The organism is Malaciobacter sp. (assembly GCF_055140965.1).
This window is the reverse complement of record NZ_JBSRRO010000003.1, coordinates 1-16,636: the sequence shown is the minus strand read 5'-3', so window position 1 is coordinate 16,636 and position 16,636 is coordinate 1. Positions and strand designations below refer to the sequence as shown.

Annotated in this window: 16 protein-coding genes and 1 pseudogene; all 17 read right to left on the bottom strand. The window is 30.5% G+C overall.

The genetic code is table 11. The annotated features are described in order from the left end of the window. Positions 1 to 19: 19 nt before the first annotated feature. A complete protein-coding gene (ptuB, locus tag ACTCCZ_RS01545) occupies positions 20 to 766 on the bottom strand; it encodes a retron Ec78 anti-phage system effector HNH endonuclease PtuB (protein ID WP_079577107.1) in 747 nt (248 codons plus the stop codon). Then, positions 750 to 2,120 (bottom strand): AAA family ATPase, encoded by a 1,371-nt coding sequence (locus ACTCCZ_RS01540; RefSeq protein WP_079577108.1) that lies wholly within the window; start codon positions 2,118 to 2,120, stop codon positions 750 to 752. Before ACTCCZ_RS01540 ends, ptuB begins: the two co-directional genes overlap by 17 nt. Beyond that, the gene (locus ACTCCZ_RS01535) at positions 2,107 to 3,486 is read right to left on the bottom strand and encodes a lipopolysaccharide biosynthesis protein (protein ID WP_079577109.1); all 1,380 of its coding nucleotides are present in this window, start codon (positions 3,484 to 3,486) and stop codon (positions 2,107 to 2,109) included. Before ACTCCZ_RS01535 ends, ACTCCZ_RS01540 begins: the two co-directional genes overlap by 14 nt. A 59-nt stretch (positions 3,487 to 3,545) precedes the next feature. Beyond that, positions 3,546 to 4,709: a DegT/DnrJ/EryC1/StrS family aminotransferase gene (locus ACTCCZ_RS01530; protein WP_079577110.1), complete on the bottom strand. Its 1,164-nt coding sequence runs from the start codon at positions 4,707 to 4,709 to the stop codon at positions 3,546 to 3,548. A 148-nt stretch (positions 4,710 to 4,857) separates the two neighbouring features. Next, positions 4,858 to 5,787, bottom strand: a complete 930-nt coding sequence (locus ACTCCZ_RS01525) for an acyltransferase family protein (protein WP_079577111.1) — start codon at positions 5,785 to 5,787, stop codon at positions 4,858 to 4,860. Next, positions 5,780 to 6,709, bottom strand: a complete 930-nt coding sequence (locus tag ACTCCZ_RS01520; protein ID WP_079577112.1) for a GDP-L-fucose synthase family protein — start codon at positions 6,707 to 6,709, stop codon at positions 5,780 to 5,782. The genes ACTCCZ_RS01525 and ACTCCZ_RS01520 overlap by 8 nt, the downstream gene beginning before the upstream one ends. Before the next feature lie 11 nt (positions 6,710 to 6,720). Beyond that, positions 6,721 to 7,908 carry a GDP-mannose 4,6-dehydratase gene (gene gmd / locus ACTCCZ_RS01515; protein ID WP_079577113.1) on the bottom strand — a complete coding sequence of 396 codons (1,188 nt, stop codon included), beginning with the start codon at positions 7,906 to 7,908 and terminating at the stop codon, positions 6,721 to 6,723. Continuing rightward, entirely contained in the window at positions 7,908 to 8,366 is a 459-nt protein-coding gene (locus ACTCCZ_RS01510) for an NUDIX domain-containing protein (RefSeq protein WP_119184347.1), read from the bottom strand. The genes gmd and ACTCCZ_RS01510 overlap by 1 nt, the downstream gene beginning before the upstream one ends. Before the next feature lies 1 nt (position 8,367). After that, positions 8,368 to 9,735 carry a mannose-1-phosphate guanylyltransferase/mannose-6-phosphate isomerase gene (locus ACTCCZ_RS01505; RefSeq protein ID WP_079577115.1) on the bottom strand — a complete coding sequence of 456 codons (1,368 nt, stop codon included), beginning with the start codon at positions 9,733 to 9,735 and terminating at the stop codon, positions 8,368 to 8,370. Between the two features lie 86 nt (positions 9,736 to 9,821). Next, positions 9,822 to 10,235, bottom strand: a complete 414-nt coding sequence (locus tag ACTCCZ_RS01500) for a winged helix-turn-helix domain-containing protein (protein ID WP_079577116.1) — start codon at positions 10,233 to 10,235, stop codon at positions 9,822 to 9,824. Position 10,236: 1 nt separating this feature from the next. Further along, positions 10,237 to 10,590 carry a four helix bundle protein gene (locus tag ACTCCZ_RS01495; protein WP_079577117.1) on the bottom strand — a complete coding sequence of 118 codons (354 nt, stop codon included), beginning with the start codon at positions 10,588 to 10,590 and terminating at the stop codon, positions 10,237 to 10,239. A 40-nt stretch (positions 10,591 to 10,630) separates the two neighbouring features. Then, positions 10,631 to 11,689 (bottom strand): NAD-dependent epimerase, encoded by a 1,059-nt coding sequence (locus ACTCCZ_RS01490; RefSeq protein ID WP_079577118.1) that lies wholly within the window; start codon positions 11,687 to 11,689, stop codon positions 10,631 to 10,633. A 449-nt stretch (positions 11,690 to 12,138) separates the two neighbouring features. After that, positions 12,139 to 13,347 (bottom strand): nucleotide sugar dehydrogenase, encoded by a 1,209-nt coding sequence (locus tag ACTCCZ_RS01485; protein ID WP_079577119.1) that lies wholly within the window; start codon positions 13,345 to 13,347, stop codon positions 12,139 to 12,141. A gap of 267 nt (positions 13,348 to 13,614) precedes the next feature. Beyond that, positions 13,615 to 13,827: a hypothetical protein gene (locus ACTCCZ_RS01480; protein WP_079577120.1), complete on the bottom strand. Its 213-nt coding sequence runs from the start codon at positions 13,825 to 13,827 to the stop codon at positions 13,615 to 13,617. A gap of 379 nt (positions 13,828 to 14,206) precedes the next feature. After that, positions 14,207 to 15,613, bottom strand: a complete 1,407-nt coding sequence (locus tag ACTCCZ_RS01475) for a leucyl aminopeptidase (RefSeq protein WP_079577143.1) — start codon at positions 15,611 to 15,613, stop codon at positions 14,207 to 14,209. Then, complete coding sequence (locus ACTCCZ_RS01470) at positions 15,594 to 16,298, bottom strand: DedA family protein (RefSeq protein ID WP_079577121.1); 705 nt, start codon at positions 16,296 to 16,298, stop codon at positions 15,594 to 15,596. The genes ACTCCZ_RS01475 and ACTCCZ_RS01470 overlap by 20 nt, the downstream gene beginning before the upstream one ends. Before the next feature lie 8 nt (positions 16,299 to 16,306). After that, positions 16,307 to 16,636: pseudogene (locus ACTCCZ_RS01465) on the bottom strand (tryptophan synthase subunit beta); the annotation flags it as partial.

The following is a 16,636-nucleotide window of genomic DNA, read 5'->3' as shown; positions in this document are numbered from 1 at the left end:
TAAAATTGTTTTATTTTTTTCAACCATTATAATTTATACCTTGTAAGTAATTTTCTGCATGATCTCCTAAAAGTATTCTTCTAGTAGTGAAGAAACTTGGCCATTTTTTTGAGAACCATTTTTGAGGAAGTATCTCAAATACTTTGGTGTTGTTTGTTACTCTTGCTTTTTTTAGTTCTTGATTGTATTCTGTAAATATTTTTAGTCTATTTGTACATAATCTATCACAGTTTAGATTTAGATTGTCTATTGTTTTTTGAACTAACTCTTTTAAAGCCCCATCTTCTATAGACTCATTTACTATTAGTTTTCCATTGCTTTTATCAAAACCAAAAAGCGATGGATTAGCTTGAATGTTCAAAGGGTTTAATATATCATTATGAGATATATTTTTATGCTCTTTATAGCTATCACAGCTTAGATTTTGAGGTAGTGGATGAGTAGCCTTGTCGCTATCGTTTCCACCTACACATACGCCTATGACATTGTTCCAGTCTAGTGCCCAGTTGTGAGTGTTTGGTGGCTGAAGGTGTGGTGATTTGTTGTGGATGTGTTCTACTCTTCTTTTGGTAGGATTACTACTATCTGCTTTTGTTTCGCAGTAAGCACATAATTCACCTTGATCAGTGTCAAATATACGAGTTTTTAGATTACTATAATCCACCCCTGCATTATGGCTTCTAAACTCTTGCCATGTATCAGTAGGATTTGATTGTAAATAGTTTGTTAGTTCATTTGGAGCGGGTGATTTATTTATCTTTTTCAAGTTCTCTCTCCCACTCTTTGTTTTCTATGTATAAATCAGCTTCTAAAAGTGCTGGTTCTTCATCGGCAAATATTTCATTTAGTTCATCTCTTAAGACTTTTGCATCATCACTAGCATAATCATCACTATATACTAACTCTAAATATCTATTGAGTTTTTGTGTTACTTTATGATTTAAAGGTCTTGGATCTACTCCTAATACTCTTTTGAGTATTCTTGAAGACTCTGCTCCTTGCGTGCCTTTTGGTGCTTCATAGACTCTATCATCTTCTAATATTCTTATAGACTTTGATGGCACGGTGCTGAGTACTTGAGGGCTATGCGTAGTGATGACAAACTGAATACTAGGAAAAGCCTCTTGCAAATCTCCAATAATGTTTTGTTGCCATTGTGGGTGTAGGTGCATATCTATCTCATCTATTAAAACTATCCCATCTGTTTTTCTAGCTGCATCTTCACCTAAGTGAGGATTGAGCTTATAGCATCTATAGGCTATATCTGCTGCAAGTGACACTATATTTCTTATACCATCACTTAGCATATTTACTTTGAGTTTTCCTTTTTGGTCATTTTCTAAGATGATCTCTTGTTCCATCTCTTCACTATAAGCTAGGTTTTTCCAACCTGTGTGTTTTTCTATCATACTGTTTACTGTAGTTTGGATCACTTTTATAGGGTCAATAAGTCTTTTGTCTATATCATTTACAAAACTGTTTTTTTCTAAGTTTTTTATCTGTGCTTCTCTGTATCTTTTAAATATATGCGTGTACCACTCTATAAAGTGTTTAAAGCTAGATGATGGCTCTAAACAATCTCGATATGCAAATGTTTTAGAGTACTTTTCACTATCAAGCTTTTTAGATAGATTTGTAAGGTTTTTTTGACTCCATAATCTTCCTGTGCCATAGTAGCAAACTATAGGGAGAGTTTTGTTTTCAATAGAGTCTGAAAAGATAATCTTCTCTTGCTTCTTGGCTTCCTCTTTTAATCTCTTTGCATATTTATCATCTTTTGTTTTTGTAGCTTTTCTTATACTTTCTCTATATCTACTCCAGTGCTCTACACCAAAAGCATCACCAAATAGTTCTACAGATGAATTAAGCATATACTCCATATTTTCAGTGCTATCTCTTTGAAGTCTTACATCAGATATTTGTATGCCTGTAGAGATATTACTAAAGCTTCCCAAGTTATAACCACTCACATACGACCAAAGTCCGATTTTAAGAGCATCTAATACACTTGTCTTACCTGAAGAGTTTAGTCCAACTAAAACTGTCATATTGTTTTCAAAAGTGATCTCTAGTTCTTTGAATTTACGAAAATTAGTTAGTTTTAATTTATCTATTTGCATGAGAAACTCCTAAAATTCTTTTTTGTGCTATGAGATATACTAAAAATAAAAAGTATATTCCACTAATACCTATAGTTAAAATTGTTTTCCATAACTCTTGAGTATTTTGAATGAATAAAATCAAAAATAATGGAGCTATTAAAATAAACGATTTTACTAAACTTATCAAGTCGATCTTAATATCTAATAGTTTTTTCATATTTTTAAACAAAAGTAAAAAAATAATACCATTTGCAAGTCCCACAAAAAGTGGTATCATCCAAAGTTTTTCAGACATATCAAAAAAATAAAGTGAAGATATGGTAAGTATAAATCCTACAGTATAAGGTAAAATAGTTGTATTTGTTTTTACTTCTGATTGCGATACTGTGTATACAAGATTTGTAATCACTCTAAAAAACTCTATCATAGCACCAAACATTGTATATATATATGCTTCATAAAACTTTGATGCTACCAAGAGTTTTGTAAGATAAGGGGATAATATCATCACATAAACTGTAAGGATTAGATATATTGGTATCATATAGCTAGCTAAGTCATTCCATGCTTTTGCCCTATCTTCTTTACTAGCATGAGTTATTTGTCTTAGATAAATAGGATTATAAAACTGTGTAGCTAAACTCTCTATGGCACTAAATATAGCTGCTGATACGGCAAGTCCTACACCTATAAAAGCTAAAGCTTCAAGTGAGTATTTAGCTTCTATGATAAATCTATAGGATTGGTTTTGTCCCCACTGTAAAAAAAGTGTTATGGTAACAGGTATGATAAAAATAGCTATCTTTTTTATATACTCTTTTTGAAAAGCAGATTTTACTCTTTGAAGTGAAAAATCATTGTTCTTTATTACAAACTTATATAAACCTATTGAAAATATAAGCTGAGCTATAGCTAATCCATATAGCCACCCCATACCAGACTTATCTATAAAATGAACTATAATAAGAGATAAAACTAAACCTACAACCAAAGTAGAAACCATATATATTGTAAACTTAACTCTATCTCCTAATGCATTTACAGCACCAACTAGCACTCCATGAGTTCCTGCAATAAGTGATATAAAAATAAAAAGTAAAAAATCACTGAGTTCATAATATTTGTCATATCCAAATATTTGATAAACTCCAAAGGCTACAAAAAGTGAAAATACAATAGCACTAATTCTTAAAAATAATAGTACATTTGTAGCATTGAGTAAATTTCTACTATGTTCCCACTGGATTAAATGTCTTCCATAATATTGTCCAAGCGGATTTAAAAAAGCAAAATTAAAAAGTGTAAGAATAGTAAGAAGTAGATAATAATTACCCACCTCTTCTTCACTAAGTAATGTAGTTAATATCTTTATAGATGCTAACATGATAATCACTTGTAAAGCTTTTCCTACACCTAAGATAATTAGGTCTTTTTTCGTTGAAGTTATGATAACACCTCTGCCAAATACTTAATCTCATCTTCTAAACCTATTTGATGATTACCAACAAACAATCCATTTTCATGTAAGTAATCAGCATTTTTTAGTTCACCATTAATAGTGTAGTCAAAGTATTTCATAACATCATTTCTAGTAAAATTACCAGTAACTATTGGTCTACAATCAATTTTTGCATCCATAAGCTTTTTAACTACATCTACTCTTTTAAGATTTGATGTATGTTTTATAATAAGCGAAAATCCAAACCAAGAACTATTACAAATATCTTTTTGAATTATAAAATCTGGATGATTTGAAAAAAGTTCTTGAAATAATTTTGCATTTTCTCTTCTTTTAGCTAAAAAATTTGGAAGTTTTTTAAGTTGTTCTATTCCTATTGCTCCACTCATTTCTACTGGTCGCACATTGTATCCTGGAAGTACAAATCTAAAAGACTCTTCAAACCAATCATCACTTTTTGTACAAACTTTATTATCTTTAGGTAAATTCCTAGTCCATCCATGAGCTCTTAATGAAAGTAAAATATGATAAAGTTCTTCATCTTCAGTTACAACAAACCCACCTTCCATTGTTGCCATATGATGAGAGAAAAATGTAGAATATGTTCCCATTATTCCAAAAGTACCTGTTTGTTTACCTTTGTATTCTGCTCCCATAGATTCGCAATTGTCTTCTAAAACGATAATATCTTTATCTTTTGTCATTTCAAAGATTTTATCAAAATCATTTGGATTACCTAAAAGATTTACTACCATAATCATTTTTGTTTTATCTGTGATTGCAGATTTTAAAGCATCTAAATCGTAATTTAATGTTTCTAAATCTATATCTACAAATTTTAATTTTAAGCCATATTGATAAAGTGGATAATATGTAGTTGACCATGAAACAGCAGGAACTATTACTTCATCACCTCTTTTTAGCTTTGGATTTTTTGTATAAAAAAGTGCAGCTGTTGCTATTAAATTTGCAGTAGAACCAGAGCTTACCATTACAGCATATTTACTTCCAGTAAATTTACAAAAATCTTTTTCAAACTGTGCAACACTTTCACCCATAGTGTACATATCTCTATTTATTACAGATTGGATTGCCTCTAACTCTTTTTCATCCCATGTTGATGTTGCTAATGGATAGCTAGTTGTCATTTAAGTACCTCTTTCTTTATTAATTTTTTACCTAATTTTATAAATGGCTGTTCTACAAATCTATAAGTAATTGCACTTAAGATTAAAACAATTATAAACACAAAAGAACATAATAATACATAATTTAAAATTTGATTCTCAAACACTATCAGTTCCCCCCCCTTAAATTATTCTTAATATATCCTATAATCGGAAAATGTATCAAATATATTGAAAATGATAGTTCGCCTATTTTTTTCAAAATAACATTATTGAAAATAGTAATATGGTTATAACTATTTAGAATAAAAAATAATCCTAAAATAAAACTAAAAATCAATGCTGTTCCAGGAATTTTTACATAAGACAAAACAATAAACATTAATGCCAGACTAATAATAATTAAACTTTTATACTTTATAGATATACTTTTTATAAAATTATTATTGTGATACTTATATATCAACCCTCCAAATGCAAAAACTACAAACCATATAATAGGTGAAAAATATAACTGGATTCTTTCTAGTTCGGTAAATTTAATAATTTTTGGTGCCGTGAAACCTATTAATGCTAATAACAAAAAAAATACTGTTATTTGTAATAAATATTTTTTATAAATATATATTAGTGGCAATATCATATAAAATGAAACTTCAACAAAAATAGTCCATTCAACACCCAATATACTATTAAAATAGTTAGTAAAAAAGCCATTAATAAAAAACATATGTGAAAATAAATTAAAAATGCTATTTCCACTATCTACATCTTCCATATAATATGATTGACCATCAGAGATACTAAATACAAATATTAAAACCAAATAATACATTGGTGCAATTCTAAAGAATCGGCGAAAATAATATGCTTTATATCCACATTCTTGCCGTACATCTAAACTACGAAACAAAGTAAATGCACTAACTATAAAGAATAATGCTACTCCATATTTTCCTGAGTATAAAATATTTTCTATACTTAATGGTAAGTGTTCTATGCTATAAAATTCTAAAAATATTGTAAAATGAACAGCTAAAACCATTAGTATAGCAATACCTCTCATAGAATCAATATAGTAAAGATTAAATTTATTCACTTAAAACTTCTTTTAAATAATATTTATAAGTCTTTTGAATTCCATCTTTTAAAGATGTTCTATATTTCCAACCAAAGCTTTGAAGCTTTGTATCATCAATAAGCTTTTGTTTCATTCCAACAGGTTTTGATAAATCATGGATAAATTTACCTTTATAACCTATCACTTCTGAAATAGCTTTATAATATTCATTTATCGTATAGTCATGCCCCAAACCTACATTTATATTTTGTGACATTTTCTCAAAGTTTTCTAAAGCAAAATATGTAAAATCAGCTAAATCTTGAGCATACATAAACTCACGTCTTGCTTCTCCATCTCCCCAAATATCAAGAGTTTCTTGATTATTTACTTTTGCTTCATGAATTTTTTTAATAACTGCTGGAAGCATATGAGAATGTTTGGGGTCAAACTTATCATATCTTCCGTATAGATTACATGGAATAATTGTTTTATATTGAAATTCTTTATTTTCTCTATTTATATATTCACAAAGCCTAGTTGAAGTTACTTTAGCAATAGCATATCCCTCATTTGTAGGTTCTAGTTCACCTTTGAGTATTAGCTCTTCTCCTAGTGGATTTTTAGCATCTCTTGGATACATACATGAACTACTCATGTTTATAAACTTTTTGATTCCATTTTCATAAGAAGACATAATGATATTTAATCCCATTTGAGTATTTTGCACTAAGAAGTCAACAGGATGAGCCATATTTGCTTGAATACCACCAACTCTTCCTGCACAGTGAATTACTATATCTGGACTATGCTCTTTGATATAGTTATCAACTGAACTTCTATCTAAAAGGTTTAGTTCAGAACTATTTGGTGTTAAAAGAGTATAGTTTTTTGATTTCTCAAACTCAACTATATTTTTCCCTACCATTCCATTTGAACCAGTTATTAGTATTTTTTGCATATCAAAAAATCCTACTCATAATAACTCATAGTTTTATATCCACCATCTTTTAGGTAAACATCTTTTGTCATAAGTTTTAAATCTGATTTCATCATATCATTTACAAGATCTTGAAGATTGTATTCTCTATTCCATCCTAGTTTTTTCTCAGCTTTTGTAGGATCACCTAAGAGTAGGTCAACCTCTGTTGGTCTAAAGTATCTTGGATCTACACAAACTATCGTTTGGTTGATCGTGAGTGGTAAGTTGTAAGTAGTGAGTTGTTCTTTTTTGTCTACTTGCAACCCGCTACTTGCTACTCGCTCTTTGAATACTTCTTCATCAATTCGATCAATTATCCCAACTTCATTGACACCAACACCTTCAAACCGCAAATAAATTCCACAGTATTCAAAACTTAATTTTACAAAATCTCGTACAGTTGTTGTTTGACCAGTTGCTATTACCCAATCCTCAGGTTCGTCTGCTTGTAAAATCATCCACATCATTCTTACATAATCTTTTGCATGTCCCCAGTCTCTTTTTGCATCAAGGTTTCCAAGATATAGTTTATCTTGAAGCCCAAGAGCAATTTTACTTGCAGCTCTTGTGATTTTTCTTGTTACAAATGTTTCACCTCGAACTGGCGATTCATGATTAAAAAGTATTCCATTACAAGCAAACATATTATAAGCTTCTCTGTAATTTACTGTAATCCAATATGCATACATTTTAGCAACTGCATAAGGGCTTCTTGGATAAAAAGGAGTTGTTTCCTTTTGCGGTGTCTCTTGAACTTTTCCATATAATTCTGAAGTACTAGCTTGATAGATTTTTGTTTTACTTGTAAGACCTAAAAGTTTAACAGCTTCAAGAATTCTTAGTGTACCTGTTCCATCTGCATTTGCAACATACTCAGGTGTCTCAAAAGAAACAGCAACATGACTCATAGCAGCCAAATTATAAATTTCATCAGGCTGTGTTTCTTGAATAATTCTAGTTAAGTTCATACTATCAGTCATATCTCCAAAATGAAGATGTAAATTTACATTATTTTCATGAATATCTTGATAAAGATGATCAATTCTATCTGTATTAAACAAAGAAGTTCTTCTTTTTATACCATGAACTATATAACCTTTTTTTAATAAAAATTCAGCAAGATAACTTCCGTCTTGTCCTGTGATTCCTGTAATTAGTGCTACTTTTTGATCAGCCATTATTTTATTCCTTTTTCTTTTTTAAAAAAATCTCGTACATAATCATGTACTTTTTTATTTATCATAATTTCGTTTTCTGTAAACATTTTATAATCTTCATGCTCAAAGTTTGGTAATGAATTAAATGTTTCAAAACTATACTCAAATGCTAAATTAATGCAATGTGTTGAAACATCTTCAAAAATACTATCATCAAACATATGTTCATATATACCATTGAACTTTAAATCTTTTAATTCAATTTCACATCCTAATTCTTTTAAAGAAAGTCTTTTTATTGCTATTTCAATTTTTTCATTTTTGAAAATTCTACCACCAGGTGTAAAATAAAAATCTTTAGCTGGATTATTCACTCTTTTTCCGAGTAAAATTTTATTGTTTTTATCTTTACAAATAAAATCAATAGTTATAAGAGGTGCATTATTCATAACTATTTTAAAATCTTTTAATGGTATCATTTTAATCCCTTTTAAAATCATCATCAATTCTAACTATATCATCTTCACCTGTATATTCACCTACTTGTGCTTCTATGATGATAAGAGGAAGTTTTCCTTGATTTTCTAATCTATGAAGTTGACCTGCTTTTATATAGGTACTTTCATTTGGATTTAGTATAAAAGTATTATCTTCTATTGTAACTGTTGCACATCCACTTACTACGATCCAGTGTTCATTTCTATGAAAATGTTTTTGTAAACTTAATCTACAACCAGGTTTTACTTCTATTCTTTTTATTTTATACCCTGGTGAGTCTTCAAGTACAGTATATGTTCCCCAAGGTCTATGACCTGTCTGATGGATATTTGTAAGTTCTATATTCTCTTTTTTTAGTTTTGTAACTACATCTTTAACTTTTTGAGATGAACCTTTTTTGCATATCAAAAGAGCATCATCTGTATCTACTATAATTAAATCTTTTATATCTATTGTATGTATTTCTTTATTTGATAAGATTAGATTATTATTTTCATCATTTGGTAACTCATCTGCAAGTGCATCAAAACTTCCTACATCTGACCAAGCTATATTTGAGGGTACTACTTTTACTTTATTTGATTTTTCCATCACTGCATAGTCTATAGAGTTTTCTGGAATTGCACTCATAAATTCGTGAGTAATTCGTAATTGGTTATTAGTTATTAGTTGTTTATTTTCAAATGCTATTTTTGATGCTTCATAAATAGAAGGAGAGTATTTTTTTAGTTCTTCTAAAAATACACCTGCTTTAAAGCAGAACATTCCTGAATTCCAATAAAAGTTTCCATCTTCAAGATATTTCGTAGCTGTTTCTAAATCTGGCTTTTCATAAAATGCTTTTACATCATAAGTATTTTCACTTTCTATATATCCAAAACCTGTCTCTGGAAATGTTGGAGTTATTCCAAATGTTACTAGATTATCTTGCTGTGCTAATTCTTGTGCTTTTTTTAATACTTTTTCATACTCTTCTTCATCTTTTATAAGATGATCTGATGGAGTTACAAGTACTATCTCTTCAGGATCTAGTGCTATGCAAGATAAAGCTATTGCGGGAGCTGTATTTCTAGCAACTGGCTCTAAGAGAAATTGAGAATTGGGAATTTGGAATTGTCCTTGTTCTTTAGGGATTGTATCAGAATTTTCTTCCAACTGATCTTTGGCTAAAAAATATTGTTCAGCATTAGATACAATAAAATTTTTATCACATACTTTAGAGTTTCTCTCAATTGTTAGTTGAAATAATGATTTATTTGAAAAAAGTTTTACAAACTGTTTTGGCATAAGTGTTCTACTTATTGGCCATAGTCTTGTACCACTCCCTCCGCATAACACTATATTAGTCATTGCCTTTCCTCCAATTATCTTTTAGCATATATTTTGCGCTTTCAAAACTAAAAGAATAAACTAATTCATCTAAAATTTTTAATTTACTAATTTGATTCATCTGTTATATTTTCCATCTTTTTAATAAAATAACCACCTGTTTTAGGTGCGCCTTTGAACTCTATTTTATTTTCATCTTTTAGTTGTTTTATATATCTTTCACATGTCCGTAAAGGCACAATTATAGCATCACTTATTTGTTTAGCTCGTAAATTAGGATTATTTTTAATAAATTCTAAAATATCATTTACTCCGCCATTTACTCCGCCATTTACTCCGCCATTTACTCCGCCATTTACTCCCTCATCTAATGAGTTCTCATTTTTATAAAAAATATTTCTCATATAGTTTTGTTTGATTACAAAACTATCTCTATCATAAACTTCTAGTATTCTATTTAGACCTGAGCCTATTATGGCTATTTTGTAATTGGTGATTGGTGACTGGTGATTGGTAATCATTTTAATTTTTACCTTTTGTATAGTTTATTAATCCATTTAGCATTTTTTTGATTGCAATTATATCATTCAATTCATTTTCAATAGCTTGCACATAATTTAATCTTTGGGCTATTAATAATTGTGTTTCTACTTCTGCTGTAGACCCTAAAGAAATATATAAAAATTGTATAAACTCTTTATTACTATTTCTTGCTGAGCCTTCTGCTATGTTTGAAGGAATTGATACACTTGCTCTTCTAATTTGAGAAGTTAATCCATATATTTCTTCTTTTGGAAACTGTGAACTTAATTTATAAATTCTTTCAACTAAATTCATAGAGTTTTTCCAAACATCTAAATCCATATGATTTTTCATTTTACTCTCCAATTACAAATCACTAATCACCAGTCACTAATTACTTTACACTGACTTTAAAAAATTCCAAGTACCAATCAACAAATTTATCAACACCTTCTTGAATAGGAGTTGCTGGTTTGTAGCCTAAGTCTTCTACTAAGTCATTTACATCTGCATATGTTGCTGGTACATCTCCTGCTTGTATTGGCATCATGTTTTTTTCTATAGTACAGCCTAGCTTGTTTTCTATGGCTTCTATAAAGTCCATCAGTTTTACTGGGTTGTTGTTTCCTATATTGTAAATCTTGTAATTAGGGGTTAGTGAGTCGTGACTCGGGGTTAGTTTTGATGGAGGATTATCTATTACTCTTATTACACCCTCAACTATATCATCAATATATGTAAAATCTCTTAGCATTTCGCCATTATTAAATACATCTATTTTATTTCCTTCTAGTGCTGCTTTAGTAAATAAAAATAGTGCCATATCAGGTCTTCCCCATGGACCATATACTGTAAAGAATCTAAGTCCTGTAGTTGCTATATTAAAAAGATGTGAATATGTATGTGCCATTAATTCGTTTGACTTTTTACTTGCAGCATAAAGTGATATAGGATGGTCTACATTATGAGTAGTTGAAAAAGGTAATTCTTCATTTAATCCATATACTGATGAACTACTTGCATAAGATAAATTTTTTACATTATTATGTCTACAAGATTCAAGTATATTCATAAATCCTATTATATTTGAATCCATATAAGCATCAGGATTTGTAAGTGAGTATCTCACTCCTGCTTGTGCTGCAAGATTACATACTGCATCAAACTTCTCTTTTTGGAAAAGTTGCATCATTGCTTCTTTATCTTCAAGATTTAGCTTGATAAATTTATAATTTGAATTTGTATTTGAAGTTATTAGTTTGCCATAAGGAATATCTTTGCCATCTTCTAAAGAGTCTATTATTCCACTTCTTTGAAGTCTTCCATATTTTACATTTTGGTCATAATAGTCATTGATATTATCAAGTCCTACTACTTCATCTCCTCTTTCAAGTAATTTTATAGCTAAATGACTCCCTATAAATCCTGCTGTTCCTGTTACTAGTATCTTCAAATCTTTATTACCTTTTATTTTTATGGCTAATATTATATTTAAACTATGTTTTAATTTTGGTTAATATAGGTGACATTTTTGAAACTTTTTTGTGATTTTTTGTAGTGGCTCGAATGAATTCGGGGTTTTATTTAGCTATTTTGGAAGAGCGGATTTATTTGTGGATGGTGTTTTGGAGGCGCGGATTTATCCGTGCAATGCCCCGAATAAATTCGGGGTTCCGGAATATGTTTATTCGTGTGAAAGATGAGTAAAAATGCCTCGAATGAATTCGAGGTTCCGGAAATGAGAGTGTTTTGGAGGCTCGAATTTATTCGTGCAAAAAGTGTGCAAAGAAAGACCCGAATGAATTCGGGTGTCCGAGATTTGGAGGCGCGGATTTATTCGTGCATGGTGTTTTGGAGGCGCGGATTTATCCGTGCAATGCCCCGAATGAATTCGAGGTTCCTTTAGCTATCGCTGTTGAAGATGTCTCTTGTGTAGACTTTATTTTCTACATCTTTTATATCTTCTGAGATTCTGTTTGCTACTATTACATCACTTATTTTTTTGAACTCTTCTAAGTTTTTTATAACTTTTGAGTTAAAGAAGTCTTCTTCTTCTAGTACTGGTTCATATACTACTACTTCTATACCTTTTGCTTTAATTCTTTTCATGATTCCTTGAATAGCGCTTGCTCTAAAGTTATCACTTCCTGACTTCATCACAAGTCTATATATACCTACTTTTATCTCTTTTGTATCACTTGATAGTTCTCTTGCTTTTTTTATAATATCATCAGAGATAAAGTCTTTTCTTGTGCTGTTTGCATCTACTATTGCGCTTATTAGGTTATTTGGTACATCTTGGTAGTTTGCTCTTAGTTGTTTTGTATCTTTTGGAAGACAATATCCTCCATATCCAAAACTTGGGTTGTTATAGTGACTTCCTATTCTTGGATCTAATCCTACACCTTGTATTATCTGTTTTGTGCTTAGGTTATGAGTTTGTGCATAAGAATCAAGTTCATTAAAAAATGCTACTCTCATAGCAAGATATGTATTTGAAAAAAGTTTGATTGCTTCTGCTTCTGTTGAGTTTGTATAAAGTATGCTTATGTCTTCTTTTATTGCTGCTTGCTTTAGAAGTGTTGCAAAGATTTCAGCTCTTTTACTTTGTTCGCCTACTATTATTCTACTTGGATATAAGTTGTCATATAAAGCTAAGCCTTCTCTTAAAAACTCAGGACTAAAAATAATATTTTGTGTGTCAAACTTTTCTTCCAAAGATTTTGTATATCCAACTGGAACAGTTGATTTAATAATCATCAAAGTTTCTGGATTGATACTTAAAACATCGCTTATTACAGCTTCGACACTTTTTGTGTTAAAATAGTTTGTTTCAGGGTCATAATCTGTTGGTGTTGCGATGATTACAAAGTCTGCATCTTTATATGCTTCGTTTTTATCTAAAGTTGCTTTAAAGTTCAAATCTTTTGTTTGTAAATACTCTTCAATCTCTTTATCTTCTATTGGTGATTTTTTATTATTTAATAGTTCTACTTTTTCAGGGATAATGTCAAGAGCAACAACTTCATTGTATTGAGAAAGTAAAACTCCGTTTGATAGTCCTACATATCCAGTACCTGCTATTGCTATTTTATAATTTTTATTTTGCATGATAGTTTATACCTTGATTTTTTTGTTTTTATTGTATATAAAAAGTGGTTAATAGTTGGTTAGGTAAGTAGAAAGGGAATATTGCCTCGAATGAATTCGAGGTTCCAGTTTGGAGGCTCGAATTTATTCGTGCATGGTGTTTTGGAGGCGCGGATTTATCCGTGTAAAATGCCCCGAATGAATTCGGGGTTCCGAAAATGAAAGTGTTTTGGAGGCTCGGATTCATCCGTGCAAAATGCGACCCGAATGAATTCGGGTTTCCGTTTATTATTTGTTTATATATATTTTATCTTCTTTTATTAACTCTTTATAATTTTCTGGTGTCTCTTGTGTTATAGTACCATCTGGCAATTGGTAATACAATTGTCCGTTTTTACTATATACATTTGCTACACCATTTTCCAAGCTTTTTTTCTGTGCTTCTTTTACTGCTTTTGAAGCTACTTTTAGTATACCCATCTCTAAAGTTAAATCTTTCACTTTATTTCCTTTACAAAGTTTTCATGAAGATAGTCTATGAAAATCTCATCTTGATTTGCAAAATTTAGCATTATCTTACTACCATTCGTTAAAATATTAACAAGTTCATTCTTTGAAATGTATAAATTATTATAAAAATAAGCTCGAATGAATTCGAGGTTCCGGTTTGGAGGCTCGAATTTATTCGTGCAGTGTGATGGAGGCGCGGATTTATCCGTGTAAAAAGTGTGAAAAGAAATGACCCGAATGAATTCGGGTTTCCGAGATTTGGAGGCTCGAATTTATTCGTGCAGTGTACTGGAGGCGCGGATTTATCCGTGCAAAAAGTGTGCAAAGGAAAGACCCGAATGAATTCGGGTGTCCGAGATTTGGGGTTCCTTTACTTTAGGTTTTTGAAAAACTCTAGTGTCATTCTTACACCGGCTCCACTTGCTCCAAAGGGGTTATATCCCCATGCTTTTTCAACATATGCAGGTCCTGCTATGTCAAAGTGTATCCATTTGTCTTTGTTTTCTTCTTTTATAAAGTTATCAAGGAAAATCCCAGCTGTGATTGCTCCTCCATATCTTGTGCTTGCTATGTTATTTATATCTGCAACATCTGATTTTATTGTTTTTCTTAAAAATCTATTAAAATCAAGTGATGTTGCGTACTCTCCAGAAGCTAAGGCATGTTTTACTGCTTCTTGTTTTAGTTTTTGATTATTTCCCATAATTCCAGTTGTATATTCACCAACTCCTACTACACAAGCACCTGTAAGTGTTGCATAATCAAAAATATAGTCAATATCTTCTATCTCATCTTGTGCATAACATAAGCAATCAGCAAGTACAAGTCTTCCCTCTGCATCTGTGTTTTTCACTTCTATTGTTTTACCATTTTTTGCAGTTAAAACATCATCTGGTTTATATGCATTTCCACCTATCATATTTTCAACAGCACCTACTATTGCATGTAGTTCAATTGGTAGGTTTAACTTAGCAACTGCATAAGCGATACCAAGTACTGCACAACCTCCTGATTTATCTGATTTCATAGTTGTCATAAAATCAGCTGGTTTTAAAGATAATCCTCCTGAATCATAAGTAAGACCTTTACCTACTAGCACTATTTTTTTCTTGGCATTTTTTGGTTTGTGTGCTAAATGAATAAGTTTTGATTCATGTACTGATGCTATACCTACACTAAACATTGCGTTCATAGAGTTTTCTTCTAAATATTTTTCATCTAATATTTTACACTCTAGTTCAGTTTCCATTGCTATATCTTTTGCTGTTTCTGCCATGATTTTAGGGTAAAAATCACCAGGAGTAGTATTTACCATATCTCTTACTTTATTTACAGCCTCACTTATGATTATTGACTCATTTAAAGTATCTTCTAGTTTTTTATTTATTTCATCAACAACTATATTAAACTCTTGTTTTTTAATCTTTTTTTGTTCTGATTTGTAGTTTGTAAACTTATAATCAGCCAAAAGAGCACCCTCAACTACTGCTTTTAAATTTTTTGTATCTTTTAAGTGAATTTTTGCACTTTTTAGTGTAGTTGAACTAAACTTTTTTATAGCAGTTGCAACAGCTATTGCTATGCTATCATAGTCATTTGCTTCACATCCTACATATATTTTTGAGCTTTGTAATAAAAGCTCACAACACTCATCTTTTGCTTCAAAGTTTAGTGTTTTTAATACTTTTTTATCTTTTGTATTGTTTAGGTCATCTAAGATGATTATCTCTAAACCTGATTTTAGTTTTTTCTCTTTATCAACTAAGTTTATTTTCAACATATTTATCCTTTTTTTTAGTAGCTTTATTAAAATAGTAAATTATACTTCCACCAAAGATTATTGCAAATGGTAAGGCAAAATACCAATGCTCTTTTAAAAAATGTAATACTTTTAAAATCTCTTCACCAAAATACCAAACAGGCACAATAGTAATAGCAGCCCAAAGCCAAGCAGAAAGTAGATTTATAAAAGCAAACATTTTTGCACTATATCTTGTAAGACCTATTGAAATTGGTATGATTGTTCTCATACCATACATATATCTTTGCATAAAGATTATTGGCCAACCATGTTTTTTTAAAAGCAAATGTGCAAGGGCAAACTTTCGTCTTTGACCTTTAAACTTTCTATGAACATAACCTTTGTTAAATCTTCCTATATAAAAATATACTTGGTCACCAGCAAATCCACCAAGACCTGCTACAAAAATAGCAAAGTATAGATTCATATCGCCTGTGTGAGATAAAAGTCCCGCCATTACAAGACCTGCTTCTCCCTCTAACATACCCCAAGCAAAAAGTATTATATAACCATGCTCTTTAAGCAAATAAACAAACTTATTTTCAAAACCACTTACAGGAGCATGGTATAAATTATATGTTAAATATGAGAAAAAAACAACCACTATAAAAGTTAAAATTTTCCCAGAGTGTGGTTGTATTTTTTTAAAAAATTTCTCCATCATTTTCCTTAGTCAAAACTAAGTAAGCTTTTTGCTTGTATCATATCTTTGTCTCCACGACCAGATAAACTAACTATTATAATCTTGTCTTTAAATTTCTCTTTTGCTTTTTTCAAATAAGCAATAGCATGGGCACTTTCAAATGCTGGAATTATTCCCTCTTTTTGACTTAGCCACACAAAAGCATCTAGTGCTTCTTGATCTGTGATTGAGTCATACTCAACTGTTTTGTTATCTTTATGAAAAGAGTGTTCAGGTCCAATACCTGGATAATCAAGTCCAGCACTAAAAGAGTGAGCTTCGATTACTTGTCCATTATCATCTTGTAAAAGATAAGA

Coding starts and splice junctions, on each gene's coding strand:
- ACTCCZ_RS01505 (WP_079577115.1), bottom strand. CDS start 9,735: ATGACTAATATAGTGTTATGCGGAGGGAGTGGTACAAGACTATGGCCA.
- ACTCCZ_RS01495 (WP_079577117.1), bottom strand. CDS start 10,590: ATGAAAAATCATATGGATTTAGATGTTTGGAAAAACTCTATGAATTTA.
- ACTCCZ_RS01535 (WP_079577109.1), bottom strand. CDS start 3,486: ATGTTAGCATCTATAAAGATATTAACTACATTACTTAGTGAAGAAGAG.
- ACTCCZ_RS01470 (WP_079577121.1), bottom strand. CDS start 16,298: ATGGAGAAATTTTTTAAAAAAATACAACCACACTCTGGGAAAATTTTA.
- gmd (WP_079577113.1), bottom strand. CDS start 7,908: ATGGCTGATCAAAAAGTAGCACTAATTACAGGAATCACAGGACAAGAC.
- ACTCCZ_RS01510 (WP_119184347.1), bottom strand. CDS start 8,366: ATGATACCATTAAAAGATTTTAAAATAGTTATGAATAATGCACCTCTT.
- ACTCCZ_RS01520 (WP_079577112.1), bottom strand. CDS start 6,709: ATGCAAAAAATACTAATAACTGGTTCAAATGGAATGGTAGGGAAAAAT.
- ACTCCZ_RS01540 (WP_079577108.1), bottom strand. CDS start 2,120: ATGCAAATAGATAAATTAAAACTAACTAATTTTCGTAAATTCAAAGAA.
- ACTCCZ_RS01500 (WP_079577116.1), bottom strand. CDS start 10,235: ATGATTACCAATCACCAGTCACCAATCACCAATTACAAAATAGCCATA.
- ACTCCZ_RS01485 (WP_079577119.1), bottom strand. CDS start 13,347: ATGCAAAATAAAAATTATAAAATAGCAATAGCAGGTACTGGATATGTA.
- ACTCCZ_RS01530 (WP_079577110.1), bottom strand. CDS start 4,709: ATGACAACTAGCTATCCATTAGCAACATCAACATGGGATGAAAAAGAG.